The sequence below is a fragment of the Polymorphobacter megasporae genome (assembly GCF_018982885.2).
In the GTDB taxonomy this organism is placed as follows: domain Bacteria; phylum Pseudomonadota; class Alphaproteobacteria; order Sphingomonadales; family Sphingomonadaceae; genus Polymorphobacter_B; species Polymorphobacter_B megasporae.
This window is the reverse complement of sequence record NZ_CP081849.1, coordinates 791,905-809,141: the sequence shown is the minus strand read 5'-3', so window position 1 is coordinate 809,141 and position 17,237 is coordinate 791,905. Positions and strand designations below refer to the sequence as shown.

Annotated in this window: 19 protein-coding genes; 10 read left to right on the top strand and 9 right to left on the bottom strand. The window is 62.5% G+C overall.

Annotated features, from left to right (window positions below):
- The first annotated feature begins 372 nt into the window (after positions 1–372).
- Entirely contained in the window at positions 373–3,519 is a 3,147-nt protein-coding gene (locus KTC28_RS21935; RefSeq protein ID WP_216711243.1) for a TonB-dependent receptor, read from the top strand.
- A 149-nt stretch (positions 3,520–3,668) separates the two neighbouring features.
- Here the strand turns inward: KTC28_RS21935 and KTC28_RS21930 are convergent, their stop codons facing one another.
- From KTC28_RS21930 to KTC28_RS21890, 9 genes are all read right to left on the bottom strand, one after another.
- A complete protein-coding gene (locus tag KTC28_RS21930; RefSeq protein WP_223132380.1) occupies positions 3,669–4,037 on the bottom strand; it encodes a nuclear transport factor 2 family protein in 369 nt (122 codons plus the stop codon).
- Positions 4,038–4,149: 112 nt separating this feature from the next.
- Complete coding sequence (gene wrbA, locus KTC28_RS21925; RefSeq protein ID WP_216711241.1) at positions 4,150–4,755, bottom strand: NAD(P)H:quinone oxidoreductase; 606 nt, start codon at positions 4,753–4,755, stop codon at positions 4,150–4,152.
- Positions 4,756–4,964: 209 nt separating this feature from the next.
- Positions 4,965–5,750 carry an alpha/beta fold hydrolase gene (locus KTC28_RS21920; protein WP_216711240.1) on the bottom strand — a complete coding sequence of 262 codons (786 nt, stop codon included), beginning with the start codon at positions 5,748–5,750 and terminating at the stop codon, positions 4,965–4,967.
- Between the two features lie 74 nt (positions 5,751–5,824).
- Positions 5,825–6,517, bottom strand: coding sequence for a dienelactone hydrolase family protein (locus tag KTC28_RS21915; protein WP_216711239.1), 693 nt, complete (start codon positions 6,515–6,517; stop codon positions 5,825–5,827).
- The gene (locus KTC28_RS21910) at positions 6,514–6,858 is read right to left on the bottom strand and encodes a hypothetical protein (protein WP_216711238.1); all 345 of its coding nucleotides are present in this window, start codon (positions 6,856–6,858) and stop codon (positions 6,514–6,516) included. Before KTC28_RS21910 ends, KTC28_RS21915 begins: the two co-directional genes overlap by 4 nt.
- Before the next feature lie 19 nt (positions 6,859–6,877).
- Positions 6,878–7,909 carry an SLAC1 anion channel family protein gene (locus KTC28_RS21905; protein ID WP_216711237.1) on the bottom strand — a complete coding sequence of 344 codons (1,032 nt, stop codon included), beginning with the start codon at positions 7,907–7,909 and terminating at the stop codon, positions 6,878–6,880.
- A 2-nt stretch (positions 7,910–7,911) separates the two neighbouring features.
- Positions 7,912–8,391, bottom strand: a complete 480-nt coding sequence (locus tag KTC28_RS21900; RefSeq protein WP_216711236.1) for a nuclear transport factor 2 family protein — start codon at positions 8,389–8,391, stop codon at positions 7,912–7,914.
- A 32-nt stretch (positions 8,392–8,423) separates the two neighbouring features.
- Positions 8,424–9,173 (bottom strand): SDR family oxidoreductase, encoded by a 750-nt coding sequence (locus tag KTC28_RS21895; RefSeq protein ID WP_216711235.1) that lies wholly within the window; start codon positions 9,171–9,173, stop codon positions 8,424–8,426.
- Complete coding sequence (locus KTC28_RS21890) at positions 9,174–9,446, bottom strand: hypothetical protein (protein ID WP_216711234.1); 273 nt, start codon at positions 9,444–9,446, stop codon at positions 9,174–9,176. It lies immediately after the preceding gene.
- 330 nt (positions 9,447–9,776) lie between these two features.
- On the opposite strand from KTC28_RS21890, the gene KTC28_RS21885 reads away from it, so the two are divergent.
- From KTC28_RS21885 to KTC28_RS21845, 9 genes are all read left to right on the top strand, one after another.
- Positions 9,777–10,265 (top strand): RNA polymerase sigma factor, encoded by a 489-nt coding sequence (locus tag KTC28_RS21885; RefSeq protein WP_216711233.1) that lies wholly within the window; start codon positions 9,777–9,779, stop codon positions 10,263–10,265.
- A complete protein-coding gene (locus KTC28_RS21880) occupies positions 10,262–11,296 on the top strand; it encodes a FecR family protein (protein WP_216711232.1) in 1,035 nt (344 codons plus the stop codon). Before KTC28_RS21885 ends, KTC28_RS21880 begins: the two co-directional genes overlap by 4 nt.
- A 261-nt stretch (positions 11,297–11,557) precedes the next feature.
- A complete protein-coding gene (locus tag KTC28_RS21875; protein WP_216711246.1) occupies positions 11,558–12,382 on the top strand; it encodes an alpha/beta fold hydrolase in 825 nt (274 codons plus the stop codon).
- 100 nt (positions 12,383–12,482) lie between these two features.
- Entirely contained in the window at positions 12,483–13,457 is a 975-nt protein-coding gene (locus tag KTC28_RS21870) for an MBL fold metallo-hydrolase (RefSeq protein WP_255602552.1), read from the top strand.
- A gap of 32 nt (positions 13,458–13,489) precedes the next feature.
- A complete protein-coding gene (locus KTC28_RS21865) occupies positions 13,490–14,458 on the top strand; it encodes an alpha/beta fold hydrolase (RefSeq protein WP_216711231.1) in 969 nt (322 codons plus the stop codon).
- 38 nt (positions 14,459–14,496) lie between these two features.
- A complete protein-coding gene (locus tag KTC28_RS21860) occupies positions 14,497–14,892 on the top strand; it encodes a DUF6130 family protein (RefSeq protein WP_223132336.1) in 396 nt (131 codons plus the stop codon).
- Complete coding sequence (locus KTC28_RS21855; RefSeq protein ID WP_223132335.1) at positions 14,889–15,302, top strand: c-type cytochrome; 414 nt, start codon at positions 14,889–14,891, stop codon at positions 15,300–15,302. The genes KTC28_RS21860 and KTC28_RS21855 overlap by 4 nt, the downstream gene beginning before the upstream one ends.
- 43 nt (positions 15,303–15,345) lie before the next feature.
- Positions 15,346–16,611, top strand: coding sequence for a sulfite dehydrogenase (soxC, locus tag KTC28_RS21850; protein WP_216711229.1), 1,266 nt, complete (start codon positions 15,346–15,348; stop codon positions 16,609–16,611).
- Positions 16,598–17,191 (top strand): c-type cytochrome, encoded by a 594-nt coding sequence (locus KTC28_RS21845; RefSeq protein WP_216711228.1) that lies wholly within the window; start codon positions 16,598–16,600, stop codon positions 17,189–17,191. Before soxC ends, KTC28_RS21845 begins: the two co-directional genes overlap by 14 nt.
- The last annotated feature ends 46 nt before the right edge of the window (positions 17,192–17,237 follow it).

Here is a 17,237-nt window from a genome sequence, read left to right as displayed (position 1 = left end):
GCCGGGCAGCTTCCGGCCCCAAACATGCCGAAATCGGAACTTGACCGCGGCTGAGTTCGGGGAGCGGACGTGGAGTGCTCGATGTCCGACATTGGTCTTGCAACCTATAACTGTTGGCGAGGACTCACCTATTAGCGCGAATATCTACTTTTTGAGCGAGCAGTGCGCGTCAGTTATTGGCGATGTGCGTCGACCCTTGGCCGGATGACGTCACCGATACGAGGAATGAGCTGTGTCGGCATTGGGGTCGGGTTTAGTCGCCGCGAATAACACCCCTCAAGCGACAGCGTGCTCGCCGTGGTCTAATCACTATGCACCCGCTGGTCGCACTTTTCGGCTATTTTGTAACTGCAACCCAGCGTGACGCCCGCTATGCAACCTGATAGCAATGCTCAATATCACAAGCGAGTCGGGGCGCGTGTGCATCGATTTACGACAACAGTTGTGGCTCTTACCATGCTATTGGCGGGAACGCCGACCCTCGGCAAATTGTCCGATTTTAAAACCAGGATCGATATTGGTCGTATTGCTCTTCCCATTGCTTTGGCGAAGCTGGCAAAGGAGACTGGATGTGAGGTTCTGTTCGATGAAGCCACTCTATCCGGATTGACAGCCTCGGCAGTACACGGTCGCCTCACGATCGGCTCGGCCTTGGCCCGGATGTTGACAGGGACGGGGATCGGTGTTCGCCTGACCGAGGACAACGTATACGTCCTCGTACCTGCAGCCGAAACGCTCGCTGCCCAAAGTGATGGTGCTATCGCCGAAATTCTGGTCGTCGGGCGCAGGACCGGAAACGCCGACATTCGGCGGACCGCAAACGATATCCAACCGTATGACGTGATCACCGTCCGCGAGATCGTTTCCGCGCACGAGGATAACGTCGACGATGTTTTGCGAGCGAGGCTGCCTCAAAATACGCAAAACCTCTCGGCAATGCAGGATCCAACGACGAACGCCGCATCACCGCGATCAGAGATCAACCTGCGCGGTCTCGGTGCCAATCAAACGCTAGTTCTCGTCGACGGCAGACGCTTGCCTGGCCTGCCATCAGCATCCAACGCTTTGGCGCAACCGGACGTCAACGCCATACCCGTGGGCGCAATCGAACGGATCGAGACGTTGTCGTCGACCGCCGGCGGCATCTATGGCCCCGGCGCAACTGGAGGAGTCGTCAACGTCGTTCTGCGTCACGATTATCGCGGTGCAGAACTCAACGTGACCGGCGGGATTACCGCTCGTGGCGATGCCCCGCGGCTGCGCGTCGAGGGTCGTATCGGGTTTACGCCTGATAATGGCCGGACCGATGTCATGCTGTTCGTCAGCCACACCGAAAGCGGTGACCTTCTGACTGGCGACCGCAACTATCAGGCAGCGGCACGCGCGATGGCATTCCGGAATAATGCCGCTTCGTATTTGTCGCTTCGCCCCGTCGGCAATGCGATCAACGTGTTTAGCGCTGACGGCACTGGCGAGCAGGCCAAGCTGACGCTTGACGCCGGACTCGGTGGGGCGAGTCTCGGCGCACAAGTTACCTTCCTGCCGCTAAACACGTCGGGGACCCCGGCCGATCGTGCGGCGACACTCGTCGCGAACGCCGGCAAGGTTGCTACGAACCTTGCCAACGACAATAGCGGTGCGCGCGGCGACATATTAACCCGACCGTCGACAACATCGGGCATTTTGAGTGTCCGACATAGCTTTGGTCCAATCTTCGAAGGTTTTGTCGACGCGCTGTACCTTCACGATGAAGGTACGGCGATTGAGCCCGTAAGCTCGGTGTCGGAGCCGATTGCCGCCAACGCGCCCAATAACCCCTTTGCGGAAAGCATCATCGTCACCTATCCATTGCCGGTTGTGCCAGCGGTCGCAGCGAACGCCATCGAGAGCGTGCGAATTACCGCGGGGCTTATCGCGCAACTACCGTTCAGTTGGCGCGCATCGGCTGAAGGCAGTTGGGCTTCGTCGCATGTCGCTTTAACAGTCCGGTCGGTTGGACAAAGCTTCAACTTTGCCGACGCGCTGGCCAGTGGCGAGCCAGGAGCTGACGGCCAGCCTGCACTCGATCCGCTCGGAAATTGGCCTGCCTTCTTCGCCGAGCTGCCGGCCTCGCTCACCGCCACAACCCTGCGTTCAGCGCGCACCAACCGCTCCACCGATGCGACCATCCGCTTGGCCGGGCCTGCATTTCATCTGGCGGGGGGCCCATTAACACTCACCTTGCTCGGCGAAACGAGGACGGAGAGCGTCGCGCAGAGTGTGACCACCTTTACTTCAGCAGCCCTGACGGTCGCCAATCCCAGCCCCGACATTAGGCAGCGGGTCATGTCGGGATATGGCGAACTACGCGCGCCGCTCATCGCCAGCACGACCAATTCGGTTTTCCGCGGCTTCGAACTGCAATTGGCGCTGCGCTACGACAAATTTAGAACGACCATCCCGGCAGATTTCACCTTCGACACGCAACCCCTCGACGCCAGGATAACCGCGCGGGCGCAGACCCTTCTCTATACGGCCGGCTTGCGCTTCTTCCCGATCTCTAGGGTGATGTTACGCGGAAGCTTCGCCATTGGTAACTTGCCACCAAGTGTCGACCAGATCGCCTCGAGGCTTAACAACTTCGATTACGCAGCGTTGGGGCTCGGAGATCCGAAGCGCGGCGGGAGGGCGATTGGCAGCGAAGGCGCGTTCGACGAGGTGTCCGGCGGCTCGGCGCAGTTGGCCCCTGAGCGTGCGCGGACAATTTCATTGGGGCTGGTCGTCGATCCGTTTGACACCGGACCCCGCCTTTCGATCGATCTCACTCAAATTCGCAAGACGAATGAGATCAGCTTCGTTCACGCCTACGATCCAGCTTACTTCGTGGCTCACGAGGCGTCCTACCCGGCGCGAATAGTTCGCGCCCTTTTGACAGCCGCCGACGCGGCGCAGGGCTTTAGCGGTGGCACCATTACGCGGATCGACACGACCGCTTTGAATGGCGGCAGAACGCTGGTGGAGGCCGTCGATCTTCAGTTTGACTGGAGGCTGCCGGCGCGCGTCGGGACCGTTAGCATCACGGCCAAGACGACGTGGCAACCGGTCTTGAAACGACAACTGGCGCAGGACACGTCGACCATTAATACCGTCGGGTCGCGCGACGGCCCGCTCGAGTGGCGTGGATACGCCGGGTTGAATTGGGAGACGAAGAGTTGGGCGCTGGGCGCAACGGCGCAATATCTTGGCCGTTACAATGTCGCATCGTCAAATCCGAACCTCAGCCGCAGCAACGTCACGATCGTGACATACCAGGGATCCCCGACGATACCTGCTCAGGTTTATATCGACCTTGAGGCATCGTTGAAATTGGCGTCACCGCGTTATTTGGAGATTTCCGAGCCCATCGAGTTTAGATTAGGCATAGAGAATATTTTCGATCATTCTCCTCCCAGTGTCATCAATCCAGCAACAGCCGGCTACAGTTACTATGGCGATCCAAGGCGGCGTCGGATTAATTTGACCGTTTCTACGCACTTCTAGGCTCAGGACTCATTGATGCGGCTCGATCCGACGCATCTGCGCCTCCGACAACCAGATCAGATCGCTCATGGCAACGCCCCCTCAGCGTCGACATTGAATCAACCGATCATCGTCCCCGCGAGCGATTTAATAGGCCCTGAGCCTAGCGCTCAAGCAGGCAAACGATCGAAAAAGAGGTAGATTGCAGTGATCTTGCCGTCAGCAGCCAATATGAAATCCGTTCCGGCATAAGATGGCGCTTCGTCCGGCCGTCCGGACACCCACGAAACGCGGCCCGCGGTGTCGGCGAGGTCCTCGGCAGGGCCGGATTCCACGTAGCGAAAGTCTGGCTGCTTGGCCCGTATCTCGCCGGCAACGCGCTCGATCACGCTGCGGCCCCGAAAAATCCCATTGGGTGCGTGGAAGACGATGTCCTCCGAATAAATCTCTTCAATCGCTGCCCAGCGCTTTTTCGAATCGTTCTCGCCAAATACCTCGTGGAGATTCCTCCGCAATAGGTTCGGGACATTGTTGGACATCATATTCCACTCCTGATTAGAGGTCTGGCGGATCGGATCGGCACTGTCGTTTTTGCGTGGAGTGCCGAGGTGCCCAGCACAGCCCCTGCGCCCGAAGTGGTCGCCGTGCCCGTCAGTCCGGCACTGTAAGTTTTGCGGCATATTTGGCGATCAGCGCCCCCTGATGACGGGCGCCAGCCAATTCGATCTCACTCGGTTGACGCTCGCCCGTGCCACCAGCGATCGTTGTCGCGCCGTAAGGTGAACCGCCGACGATCTCCTCGAGCGTCATCTGCCCGCCGTGACTGTACGGCAGTCCGACGATGACCATACCGAAGTGCAGCAGATTGGTCAGAATGGAGAAAAGCGTAACCTCGTTGCCGCCATGCTGCGATGCGCTCGAAGTAAACGCACCGCCGACCTTGCCGTTCAGCGCGCCGCTCGCCCACAGGCCGCCAGCCTGATCGAGGAACGCCGCAAGTTGTCCCGGTAGGCGGCCGAAACGGGTCGGCGCACCGATGATGATCGCGTCATAGTTCGCGAGTTCATCGATGCTGGCGAGCGGGGCGGCCTGATCGAGTTTGAAATGTGCAGCTGCGGCAATCGTCTCCGGCACCGTTTCGGGCACCCGGCGGAGGTCGACTTGACCGCCGGCGGAGCGTGCACCGTCTGCAACTGCGGCCGCCATTGTCTCGATGTGTCCGTAGGATGAGTAATAGAGCACCAGTATTCTTGCCATTGTCTCTCTCCATTAAAACCGTCGCAGAACTTGCTTGCCGCGGCGCGATCGATTTATTGCGGCGATGATGGTAGGATTGAACTTCTATTGGTACTGGTGCTTTGCAGAGTTCTTGGACGGGCCGGATGATCGTCATGGCCGCGTCTGACACTTCACGCCGTCTAGTAACCGATCGCTTCGCTTATCCGGCTGCTATCGGTTGCTTTCAGCTAGAATGCAGCCGCACGCTCGATCATCCTGGCCACCTGGAGGGGGTGCGAGATCATGACGACGTGCGACGCACCCTTGACCTCGACACTTTCTCTGGCACCCGCGCGCTTTGCCATGAAAGCGTGCAATGCCGCCGGGATGTTCTTATCGAGAGAGCCATAGATGAAGGATGACGGGATCGTGCTCCACGCGGTCGGTCCCGCCGCTTCGCCGAGCGCGGCCTCCGTAACCGGCCGCTGCGTTGCCGCCATCTGCATCGCGGCGGCCTGCGGCACATCGGCAGCGAACTGCGCCCGATACTTGGCTTGATCGATATAAAGATCGTGGTCGCCATTGGCCTGGATAACCGGCGGCGCAAGCGCCTTTCCGAGCGTGCCGGTCGGGAACCGCGCGCCGAGACTGGCGGCACTCTCCCCGGCGACCGGAGCGAGACCGGCGACGAAGACCAGGCTCTTGACGTTACTCGCGCCGGTCGCGGCCATGGCGATGACTTCGCCACCGTAAGAGTGACCGACGAGGACCACCTTGCCGTCGATCGACTTGACGATGCGGGCGACATAGTCGGCGTCCGTGGCCAGGCCGCGCAACGGATTGGCGACAGCTACAACCCGGTAGCCATCGGTCTCGAGATCGGTGATCACGGCGTTCCAGCTCGACGACCCAGCAAATGCACCGTGGACCAGCACGATCGTCGGCTTGGTCGTCAGCTCTGCTGCGTCTGTCGGCGTCGTCGCCGAGAGCACGGCGCCCAAGAGAGCCAATGTGATTGATGCACTCGTCTTCATAAGTCTGGTCCAGTTCAGAGGTCTGTTCGAAAGGTTTGACGCAACCCGCAACAGAATCCCCACGTCTGGCGACGTCATAATTTCGCGTTCAGATGCTCAGCCAAAAATTCGTAAGTCCGTGCATTGGCCGACTTCGCTGCGACGGCATCGAAATGCGTTCCTGTATGCCGCGCGAACGCGTGCGAGCAGCCGGGATAGCTGATGATCTCGACGTTGGTCCGGCCCGCGAACGCAGCCTTGATCTGGCGTTGAGCCTCTTGAGGGATGAATTCGTCATCGTCGCCGAAATGCAACAGCATCGGAGCGGTGACACCGGTAGCTTCGTCGAGATGCTGGTCGGTGCTGCCGCCATAATAAACCGCCGCGGCGTCGATCGACAGCCGCGCGGCGGCGAGATAGCTCATCAAGCCGCCCAGGCAGAAGCCCATGACCCCGACTCGGCCGTTCGACCCGCTGAGCGCGCGCGCGGTGTCGACCACCGCGCCGACATCGAAGATGCCGCGGTCCAGGTCATATGCCTGATATAAGTCGAGGCCCCGCTTCCAATCGGCCTCACTCCACGAGTTTAGGTCGAGGCCGGGCGCAGCCCGCCAGAACAGATCAGGGGCAACGGCTACGAAACCGTGATCCGCCAGCTCGTCGCACGTCCGGCGGATATCGGCGTTGACCCCGAATATCTCTTGCAGGACGATGATGACGGGTGCCGAGCCCAGAAGCGGCCGCGAAACATAAGCGTCGAAACTTCCGTCGGAGACAGTGATCTTCATAGGAGCGACCCTTCCTGTTGAACCTCTGACAGCGGTGGAATCGGTTGGACCGCGACGGTGGCCGCTCCGAGCGCGGCAGTGCCGGCCGGTTCCACATGGGCTGCTGCGACCACATCATCGAGACCGCTCGCCGAACTGTAAAAGCCTGCTGCCATAAGGCCGCCGCCAAGGACGATCGAGACGAACACGCCGAAAGTCACCGCGAGAGCGAGTGCGATGCTGACCGGGCCGTAACTGGCAAGATACGCGAGCGCCGCCGGAACGCTGACGAGGCCGGCCAAAACCAGATACGCGATCTGGCGTCGGAACTGCGCAACTGCTGGCGTCTTTGGGCCTTGCATCGTCTAGCTCCCGAGATGATCAGCTGCTGAGCGTCTTGAGCTCGCCGCGCACCAAGCCGATCAGAGTACGTGACGCCAATCCTGCGATGATCACCGTCGCGAACGCGAGCATCGCAGCGGCGACAAAATCCGTGAAGAAGCCTGGCCGTGCCGCGTCGAACCGGATCGCTGCGGCCGCCGACGCGGCGAGTGGAAAACTGACTGCCCACCACGACACCCTGAAAGGGCAGGTCGCCAAATGCTGTCGGAGTCTACCCAGCAGGACGGTCAGGACGAATATATTCAATGCGAAAAGCGCCTCGGCGAACATATCGACGCTGCCCGTCGTCGCGTAATAAGCCGAGAAGCCGACCGCAAATGGGGCGACAAGAATTAGCAGCGTCGGCTGAAGTGCTCCGCTCAGCGGCTCCTCGAAGAGCAACCTCGACAGCACCAACGTAAAAATCGGCACTGCAAAAAACAGACCAATTGCGACGCAGGCTGTCATCAGCCCGTGCAGCGGCGGCATGTCGAGGACCGGCACCGCTAGAGGTATATCGAGGACGCCGACGACGGGTACGATCCAAGCCGGTGTGGCATGGGTGGCCTGTTGCCGGTTGCTCATCCAACGGTCGATCATCAACCATGCGAAGCCGAACATCGCTACCGCGCCGACGATCCACATCACCTGCGCGACCCGCAGTGCGTGCGGGGCGATAACGATCGGCAGCAGTAACAGGCTGATCAGTGCCGTGCCGAAAAGGTTCCCAGCAATCGGATGCTTGAACTCGGCGCGCACGGCATCGGGCGCCCCCACCAACTTGACCAGATAGCCAAGACTTAATGCCGTGAACGCCAAGACCGCACTCACGCCGATCACGTCCGACACCCAGTGTGGCACGAGGTGGCGTTCAGCAGCCAACCGCCAAGCTATGCTCAATCCCGACAGTCCCATGACCGAGCCAAACAACGAGATCGGCAGATACTCGAGCGGGCGGCCCGCGCCTCTTTCAGAAGCGCTACTTCTGGATCCTGATAGGCTTTTGACCCCGTTTTCGCCCACGCCGACCATGATCAGAACCCCAACTCAGACAGGCTGGCATGATCGTCAGGACGGCGCCCCAGCGCCCAATAAAATTTGCGCTCCCCGACGTCGATAGGATGCTCATTGATGCTGGCGATCCGACGAAACATCAGACCGTTGGCGGCAAATGCCCAATTCTCGTTGCCATAGGCGCGAAACCAGTTGCCGCTGTCGTCACGGTATTCGTACGCAAACCGCACTGCGATCCGGTTGCCGGTGAAAGCCCATAACTCCTTGATCAGCCGGTATTCGAGCTCGCGCGTCCATTTTCGTGCGAGGAACGCCTCGATCGCGTCGCGCCCCTTTACGAATTCGGCGCGGTTCCTCCATTCGCTGTCGACCGTATACGCCTGCGCCACTTTGGCCGGATCGCGACTGTTCCAGCCATCATCCGCAAGACGCGCCTTAATTACTGCGGATGCCTCGTCGAATGGCGGAAGCGGCGGGCGGGTTGGCGTGGCATCGGGCATTGCTAGACTCCAGGGTGTAATTGCAGGGCAGGTCAGGCGTGGCCTTCACCGCCATCGACGTAGAGTTCGGAGCCCGTGACGAAGCTCGAGTCGTCCGACGCCAGAAACAGCGCAGCTCGCGCCACCTCGTCCGGAAAACCGACGCGTTGCAGCGGAACGCCGAGCGCCATTTGATCGAGCAGCCCCTGTTGAGCAGTCGGGTCTGTGCCTGCCAGTCCCTTGAGACCCGGCGTGGCCGTTGGCCCAGGCACCAGCGTATTCACGCGAATGCCACGTCCTTTCAGGTCGATCATCCAATTGCGAGTCAGAGCGTGCACCGCCGCCTTGGACGCCGAATAGACGCTGAAGCCGGCAGTCGCTTTCGCGGCGGCCGTCGAACCGTTCATGATGATCGATGCACCTTCACCGAGTAGCGGCAGCGCCAACTGCACTGTGAAGAGTGCCCCCCTGACGTTGCGATTGAACGTATCGTCGAAATTCGCCTCGCTGATCGTACCGAGCGCCGCGAACGAGCCGCCGCCGGCGTTGACGAAGAGCACGTCGATACGGCCGAATGCGCTGCCAATCTTCTCGAACAAAGTTCGGAGATCGCCCACATTGGTCGAATCGATCTGGTGACCGACCGAGCCGGGCACGGCGGCCACGGCAGCGTCGAGGACGTCCTGGCGACGACCGGTGATGACGACAGTCGCGCCCTCGGCCGAAAAAAGCTGTGCGGTTGCGAGGCCGATGCCCGATGTCCCGCCGGTAATCAGTGCGATCTTACCTGTCAGCTTTGTCATCTAACCCTCCAGTGAAAAGCGATGCGGGGCCGTGAAGGCTCGCGAACAAGTCATGTCGCCCGCCGCGTTGATAGGCGACAGGCCGGCGCGGATAAGTAGTCGAGTGTCGTCGTCGATTTGGCGATCGATGAGGTGCAGGACGCTCGCAACGACCTGAAGCAGGTTCGACAGGTCGCCGATGGCCGCCGAAGTGGGGGCACGTCGATCATCGAGATCGGAAACCGCGAGCGAGCGCCCCGTGGCGCGCGTCAAGCTCATCATCATTGTCTTCATCCCCACATCATTCCGTGTCTCGAGATGAAGGACGCGTGGGGCGCGCGAATCCACAGTGGATTTCTGCCGCCAGCGTCATATTCTCTCGTCGGGGTTGAGGCGATCCGCGCCGACGTCGGTTCGAGCTGACGGTCACGGTAGCTGTCGGAGAATGACGCGATAACGGGTGAGGATTTGCACGGCGGCTGCGTCCCTACCTGTGAGATCACGTCGGAGACTGCCATCCCCCTCGCTAACGCCTGTCGGTCTGTCGTCGAACGACTCGACCCGCCGCGTCTATTCACGCAGTATCGCGCTATGGCCGGTGACGTGGCGAGGGGGCCGGAGCAGATGAGCCTGCAGGACATGGTTGAGTACCGTCCGGCCCTCATACGATTTTTCCGCCGCAAGATGCGGGACGTCAACGACGTGGAGGACCTGGTCCAGGAGGTCTTCGTCCGGATTGCGGTGCGTCAGGGCAGCGCCGTCGAGAACCTTGGCGGTTACATCTTCCAAACCGCGGCCAGCGTCCTCGCAGACCGCCACCGTCGCCGCACCGTTCGCCACGCCGATGACCAAGTGCCGTTCGATACTGAGCGACACAGTGGTAGCGATTTCGACGCAGGCCGGGTTGCGGAAAGTCGCGAGACGCTGCGCGCGGTCGCCTCCGCGTTGATGACCCTGCCGGAGCGAACGCGGACAATATTTGTCCTGCGACGGCTCGACGGGCAGAACTATAAGGACATTGCCGTGCATTTCGGAATTTCAGTTAGTGCCGTCGAAAAGCACATGGTGCGTGCAGTCAACCACCTGCTGACATCCCCGGGATGCACATCGTGATCCGTGAAGTTCTCACGCTTGCCCATCTGCAGGAGCTCGACGCCACCGAAGCCGCCGCTTTGCTGCTGGTCAGGCAGGACATGTTCGACGACGAGTCCGACGATCTGGTCTTTACCGCGTGGATCGACGCCGATCCGGCCAATGGCGAAGCGTGGGCTCGCGCCTGCCAGCTGTGGGAGCTGACTGGCGATGCGCCAGAACTGCAGGCTCTGCGCGATGCGCCCCCCGCGGTTGAGCTGAGGCATAGCGCGCCGCGCCGGAGCGTGCAGCGCTATGCCATCGCCGCGTCGATCGCCGTCGCCCTCGTCTGCGGGACAACTCTTCTCGTCCGAAGTCCTGCTGGACCGGTTACGCCGCAGCTAGCGAGTGCCGACGCACCGTCGGTCATGCTCGCTACGGCGATCGGCGAGCGGCGAAGCTTTACTCTGCCCGATACCAGCAGGGTCACCTTGAACACCGACACGGCCATCCGCGTCGCGTTCCGCCCCGGCGGCGAGCGCCGCCTGGAACTACTGCATGGGCAGGCAGCGTTTGCGGTGTTCCACGACCGAACGCGGCCTTTCGTCGTCGCCGTCGGGCGACAGTCTGTGACCGCACTTGGCACCCACTTCGAGGTCCGCGCCGAGCCCGGCCTGATGCGCGTCGTTCTCGTCGAAGGCAGCGTCGCCGTCCGGGCTGGGCGGACCAATCGCCCCCCGTCGATCCTCAAGCCCGGCGAGGCGCTTACCGCGCGCGGAGACGCCGAGCCAGAGGTAACGCGCGCCGATGTCGACGCTGTCGGCGACTGGCAGCGCGGCGTTGTCACCTTTCGCGACACGCCTCTTTCGGCCGCGGCGGTGGAGCTCGACCGCTACACCCCGGTGCAGCTCGTGATCAGCGATCCGAAGATAGCGGGCTACCGCGTCAGCGGGAGCTTCCATACCGACGACCCAGCGCGGTTCGCGCGCACCCTTGCCGAACTTTACCCGGTGCGCGTCGTTGCCGCCGGGTCCCACCGGCTCGAGATCGTCGCGGCCACGCCGCCAAAATAGTTTGCCTTCTAGTCCTCGGTCGGTGGGGATTGTTGCTCCACCCGCGTCTTACCCAACGAACCCAATACTGGGCCACAGGGAAACACGACGATGGCGAACGCCCACCCGGCCGCTCTGACCAGCGCTGACCGCGGCACGTCGCGACGCATGGTGCTGGCGGGCGGCGTAACGCTTGCCGTCGCCGCCACGACACTCGGCCTGCCCGGCCTCCCGGCTCGTGCCCGCGCGCAAAGGACTTCATCTTTCGGGAAAGGACCACCGATGAGCACGATGACGACGAAGGACGGTACATCGATCTTCTACAAGGACTGGGGCACCGGGCAGCCGATTGTGTTCCACCACGGCTGGCCGCTCAGCGCCGACGACTGGGATGCGCAGATGCTGTTCTTCCTCGGACACGGCTACCGCGTCATTGCGTACGACCGGCGCGGGCACGGGCGGTCGACGCAGACCGACCACGGCAACGACATGGACACCTACGCGGCGGACTGCGCCGCGCTCGTCGAGCATCTCGACCTGCGTGACGCCATCCATGTCGGCCATTCGACGGGCGGCGGTGAGGTGGTTCGCTACGTCGCGCGCTACGGCGGCAGCGGTCGCGTCGCCAAGGCGGCGATCATTAGCGCCATTCCGCCAGTCATGCTGAAGTCGGCGCACAACCCCGGCGGCAGCCCGATCGAGGTGTTCGACGGCTACCGAGCGGCAATGTCCAACCGCGCGCAGTTCTACCGAGACGTGCCCGAGGGGCCGTTTTACGGTTTTAATCGACCCGGCGCGAAAGTCATCCCGGGGGTGATCGATAATTGGTGGCGGCAGGGCATGATCGGCGGGGCAAAGGCCCAATATGACTGCATCGCCGTATTCTCCGAGACCGACTTCACCGAGGATCTCAAGAAGATCACCGTTCCCGTGCTGGTCATGCACAGCGAGGATGACCAGATCGTCCCGTTCGCTGACGCCGGCCCGCTTTCGGCCAAGCTGCTCCAGAAGCCCACGCTGAAGGTTTACAAGGACTTGCCGCACGGCATGCCAACGACCCACGCGGCGATCATCAATGCCGACCTGCTCGCTTACCTGAAGGCGTAACGCTGCCGCCGGCTAGGTCGGCGTCTCAAGACCATTGTTTCAGAAACGTGCCGGCGCGCGGCTGACCCCGTGCGCCCTCATCCAATCACCGAGGCGGGATATGACCAAATCATTGCTGAAGCGTTGTGCCGGCCTGCGCGAACCGTTGCCGCGCCGTTTCGCCGGGGCGGCAGCGATGGTCCTCCTCGCCATCGGCCTCGTCACCGCACCTGCTTGGGCGGGCCGGCCGACGCCGTATGACCTGATCAATCAGGCTGCATCTCGCGGGCCGGTCACCCTCCATCGGCTGCGCGGCGGTATCGCCATGCTCGACGGATCGGGCGGCAATATCGGCGTTCTGGTCATGCCGGATGGTTTGTTGATGGTCGATGCCGGCATCGCTGTTTCGGAGCCGAAGATCAGGGCTGCGCTGCGTGAGCTCGGAAATTTGCCGCTCAAGACCGTCATCCTGACCCATTGGCACTGGGACCATAGCGACGGCGATGCCTGGTTGCGCCGCACCGGCGCAACCCTGATCGCCGACCCGGCCGCGGTCGCGAGACTTAGGCAGAAGAATACCATCGTCGAATGGGGCCATACCTTCACCCCTGTTGCCGCGTCGGCGCTGCCGAACGAGCCCGTGCCGGGCGACCGGATGCTGACGTTCGGGAGCGAGGCGGTCCACATCGGCCACTACCGCGCCGGCCACACCGACGGCGACCTGTACGTCCGGTTCGAGCACGCAGACGTGCTCCAAACCGGAGACACCTTCTGGAACGGCGTCTATCCGTTCGTCGATTATGTCACCGGCGGCAGCATCGACGGCGCGATCCGCGCGGCAAACGAAAACTTGCGTCTCGCCGGACCGAATACAATCGTCATTCCCGGCCACGGGCCGGTCGGCGACAGGGTTGCACTCATTGCCTTCCGCGACATGCTCGTCGCCGTGCGTGGCCGAGTGGCGACACTGAAACATCAGGGCAAGTCGCTCGACGCGACCGTCGCCGCCCGTCCGACCGCCGATTTCGACGCCAAATGGGGCGGCTCGGTCATCGACCCCGCCCTGTTCACCGCACTCGTCTACCGCGGCGTCTGACGTCGCATCCCACCCGAGCCAGGAGAAAATCGATGTCAGCCAATGCCTTGCGTGCCTCGCTAGCCGCCACCGCCCTGCTATTCGCGTCCGCGGCGCTGGCGGTCCCCCGTATCCCGGTAACCGCGCAAAAGCCAGTTCCGGCGATCCACTATCGTTCGGCGATGATCGACGGGGTCAAGATCGCCTATGTCGAGGCGGGACCCGCCGAAGGACCGGTGGTCCTGCTGCTTCAGGGCTTTCCGAGCTCGTCGCACCAGTTCCGCAATTTGATCCCGTACCTCGCCGACCGTTATCATGTGATCGCACCTGATTACCCAGGGTTCGGCGAAAGCGATGCACCGCCACATGACCAGTTCGCGTATACTTTTGCCCATTTTGCGACGCTGATGGACGGGCTGCTCGGGCAGCTCGGCGCAAAGCGGTACGCAATTTACCTGTTCGACTACGGTGCCCCGGTCGGCTTACGCCTCGCGCTCAAGCATCCCGAGCGGGTTAGCGCGCTGATCGTCCAGAACGGTAATGCCTATGACGAAGGACTTGGCGAATTCTGGAAGCCGATGAAGGAAGATTGGGCGCACCCGACGCCAGCGACGCGCGAGGCGCTCGCTCCCCTAATGACGCTCGAGACGACGATGTTCCAATATCAGGACGGAATGGAGGACCTGTCGCGGATCGACCCGGCGAACTGGCGTCACGACCAGCCACTGCTCGACCGGCCGGGGAACAAGAATATCCAGCTCGACCTGTTCCACGACTACGGCAGCAACGTTGCACTATACCCGCAATTCCAAGCGTTCTTTCGGAAATACCAGCCGCCGACACTGATCGTCTGGGGCAAGAACGACAAGGTCTTCCCGACTGCCGGCGCCGAACCGTATCGCCGTGACCTGCCCAAGGCGGAATACCATTTGCTCAATACCGGCCATTTCGCGCTCGAGGACCAATTTGGCGTGATGGCCTCCATGATTCACGATTTCCTCGATCGGAAGATGACGAAATGACTCTCGTATATTCCCTCTTGCTTGCCGGAGTCATCGCCATGTCCGCTCCCCTCGCTGCACAGACCGCCCGTGACATTCTCGGTGCGCCCGGCGTGGTGCCGCTCGACGACGCCCAGCCAGCACCGCGGCTGATCGTCGATCCGCCGGTGCCTGGGCCGTTGTCGTTCGGCCGCGTCGTCATCCAGTACCGCGCCGAGAATTTGCGTATCACGCCGACGTTCGGACCCAAGGCGCTCGAAGTCTCCCCGCGCATCGGCCATATTCACGTCACGGTCGATGACTTGCCGTGGCACTGGGCCGATGCGAGCGGCGAACCGCTGATCATGAACGGTATGCCGCCAGGCAAGCACAAGGTGCTGATCGAACTTGTGGACTCCAACCACAAGGCGTTCACCGGCCAGACAGTCGAATTTATCATACCGGTGCCGAAGTGATCGGTCGTGCGGCAGCGTACCGCGCCAGCGGATTGACCCGCGTCTTCTTGCGCCCGACGCTGCTGCTCGGCACCGCTCTCTGGGGGATCGCGCCGATCCACGCCGCAATTGTGGTCGCACCGCCCCCTGCTTTTGCGGTGTGCGCCGCGTGCCACGCGACCGAGCCGGGGAAGACCCGCATCGGGCCGTCCCTTGCCGGCATCGCCGGACGCAAAGCCGGCTCGCTCGACGGCTTTGTCTATTCGCCGGCACTGCGCGCGTCGAACCTCGTGTGGGACGCCGCCAGCCTCGACCGGTTCATCACCAGCCCGGCTGCCGCCGTGCCGGGTACCCGGATGGCCTTTGCGGGGGTCAAGGACGCGTCGCGGCGAAGCGAGATCGTCGATTATCTGCTGACCCTGAACCACTGAGCGACCGGCCGCCGTGCCGATCGACACCCTGCAGGAGCTGATCATGTCTGTCGAAGTGGGCCCGGTCCCAGGTAGCGAGCGCCTCGTCTCGCGGCGCAACATCCTCGGTGCCACAGCTGCGCTCGCCGGCGCCGCCGCCGCCAGCGCGGCTGCAGGCGACACGCTCGCCGAGGTTCCGGCCCGCGAGCCGGGGTCCAGCCTCAGCGCTCACGGCGAGCGATCGCAATTCGTCAAGCTCGCCCGCCTGCCCGAGGCAGGCCCCGGCGTGCGCAACGTCGATCCGACGGACGCGATCAATTCGAAGACGCCGATCGGCGATCTGGTCGGCACGATTACGCCGACCGACCTGCATTACGAGCGCAGTCATTCGGGCGTTCCCGACATCGATCCGGCCAAGCATCGCTTGCTGATCCACGGCCTCGTCGATCGCGCGCGTGTTCTGACCCTTGCCGACCTCAGGGCCATGCCGTCGGTTTCGCGCACCACATTTCTCGAGTGCACCGGCAACGGCTGGGAAAACTGGAAGCACGCCGACCCGACGCTGACTGTGCAGAACACACACGGCCTGGTCAGCACCAACGAGTGGACCGGAATTCCCCTCACCTATCTCGCCGATCTCGTTGGGCGTCGATCCGAGTCTTTGTGGATGCTGGCCGAGGGAGGCGACGCCGCCGGTGTCGCGCGGAGCATCCCGCTGACCGATGAGATCATGCGCGAGGCAATGATCGCCTTCGGCCAGAACGGCGAGCCGCTCCGTCCCGCACAGGGGTATCCGATCCGGCTGATCGTTCCCGGGTGCGAGGGCAACGTCAACATCAAGTGGCTTCGCCGGCTGAAGTTCGGCGATGGGCCCTGGATGACGCGCTGGGAAACCGCACGCTACACCCAGCTGATGGCCGACGGCCGGGCGCGTCAGTTCCAGCTTCGAATGGACACCAACTCGGTGATCACCTCGCCGTCCGGCATGATGCAGATCCACCCTGGATATCAGCGCATCACTGGCCTCGCGTGGAGCGGTCATGGCCGCATCGACCGGGTCGATGTCAGCGTCGATGGCGGCCGGTCGTGGCTGCGGGCGACACTCGACGCGCCGGTGCTGCCCAAGGCGCAAGCCCGTTTCGGATTTGACTGGATGTGGGACGGCAGCCCGGCGACGATCGTCAGCCGCTCGACCGACGAGCGCGGCAATATTCAGCCATCCCGCCAGCAGTTAATCGACAAGGTCGGCACCAACGCGCTGTTCCATTTCAATGGTCAACAGACGTGGGCTGTCGACACGAGTGGGAGGGTCCGCAATGTTCTGGCGTAGCGCGCTGATCGCAATGGCAATTCCGGGTTGCGGCGCTGCCGCGACCCTGCATCCCGACTTTGGTCGCGCGCCTTCCGCGGCGGAAGTCGCGTCTTGGGACATCGACGTTCGCCCCGACGGGCGCGGGCTATCACCGGGTTCGGGCACGCCGGAACGCGGTCGGCAGGTTTTCGAGGAAAACTGCGCAGCCTGCCACGGCACGGGCGGTGTCGGAGGAATCAAGGACAGGCTGGTTGGCGGACGGGGCACGCTCGCGACCGACAAACCCGTCAAGACGATCGGCAGCTATTGGCCGTATGCGACGACCTTGTTCGACTATATCAGACGGGCAATGCCGTATCAGGCACCGGGAACCTTGTCGGCCGACGACACCTATGCCGTCGTCGCGTATCTGCTGAACCTCAATGGCATCGTCGGCTCAAATACTTCGGTGGGGCGCGATACCTTGGCATCGATCCGCATGCCCAATCGTGACGGGTTCGTCCCCGACGAGGAATTCAGCCGGCTCAAGCCCCTGCGGATCGATTCCAAGGTGGTTGCGCCGAGCGGCAATGCCCGTGCTCCGGCTCCGCATCGTTGAACCCGTAAGGAAACGCGGGGGCCGCCGGCCGGCCGACTGAGGCTTT